Annotated in this window: 1 protein-coding gene; it reads left to right on the forward strand. The window is 42.8% G+C overall.

The window, feature by feature from the left end:
* Window positions 1-71: 71 nt before the first annotated feature.
* Window positions 72-1,467 (forward strand): IS1182 family transposase (locus tag FGF67_RS16785; RefSeq protein WP_139698910.1); only part of this gene is annotated, 1,396 nt, incomplete at its 3' end.

Here is a 1,467-nt window from a genome sequence, read left to right on the forward strand (position 1 = left end):
GTGCCTGTTGCACAACGTGATAAATATAAGATAAAATTTCATAAATTGTATTATAATTCTTATGTTTAATAATGCAAGGCAAAAAAGAGTATCAGGAGAAATTATTCAACAATTTTCAGTTAAGTGTTCGTGTACCAGAGCACAATTTCTATCGCCGATTAAAGGGTGTTTTACAATTAGAGTTTCTGTATCAAGAAACCAAAGGATATTATGGTAGCAGTGGTCAAAAGAGCATAGATCCTGTGGTGTTTTTTAAACTTTGTCTGGTGGGGTATCTGGAAAACATCACCAGCGACCGCAAGCTCATCGAGCATTGCAGTATGCGTTTGGATATTCTTTATTTTCTAGGTTATGATATTGATGAAGAATTACCATGGCATTCTACCATCAGTCGTACTCGAGGATTGTTTCCGGAGTCTGTATTTGAAGCGGTATTTGGCAGAGTTTTTGAGCTTTGTGTATCGGCCGGAATGGTCAGTGGGCATACTCAGGCCATCGACAGTGCCCCTGTCAAGGCCAATGCTTCTATGGACAGTTTGGAACTCAAGGTCCCAGAAGCAGATTTGGACAGCCACCTGCGAAAAATCCGCCATATCAGTAAACGTGATAAAGACCAACCGCTACATCAGGCTAAAGGCAACAAAGCGGATATTGATCAGCAAACTTTATCGGCCAGTGCTAAGGAGTTACAAGCCATAAAAAGCAGAAACAGTAAATGGGCAAAGGAACAGGACCAGCGTCCCGGAGCGGGCAATAAAGGCAGCAGATATACCAGTAACAAAACCCACTACAGCCCAACAGACCCCGATGCCCGCATTAGTGTTAAACCGGGTAAATCCAGAAAGCTGAATTACCAAAGTCAGCTTACGGTAGATACAGCTCATCATGTGATTAGTGATATTAAGGCTTATCATGCCGATGGAAAAGATAATCAACAATTAGCAGACATCGTGGTTCGCGTACAACGTCGCTTACGCCGATCAGGATTAGTCTGGGAAAACTGTGTGGCCGATACCGGGTATAGCAGTGGAGAGAATTACGCCTTTCTGGAAGGGAGGAATTTAAAGAGTTTTATTCCGGCACACGGGACTTATAAAGGCTGCCCAGACGGGTTTACCTATAATGAAACCCAAGATTATTATGTTTGCTCACAAGGTAAGATCATTCCTTTTAAAAAGGTGTTTTATGAAACAAAGAACCACACCAAGAAGAAAGAATACCGCGCCTCAAAGAAAGTGTGTATCGATTGTCCAATCCGCCGTGAGTGTTTAGGTAAGAGTGCCCAGGAAAAGAAATTCACCGTAACGTATTACCGCGCGGAGTATGAGCGAAACATTGGGCGTGTAAATAGTCCACAGGGGCGCTATATGAAAGCCAAGCGACAAAGCACAGTAGAGCCCGTATTTGGAACCTTAACCCAGTTTATGGGACTTAGGAAAGTCAATACCATTGGCATTAAGCAAGCTA

It is taken from the genome of Allotamlana fucoidanivorans (genome assembly GCF_006265225.1).
GTDB classification, from domain to species: domain Bacteria; phylum Bacteroidota; class Bacteroidia; order Flavobacteriales; family Flavobacteriaceae; genus Allotamlana; species Allotamlana fucoidanivorans.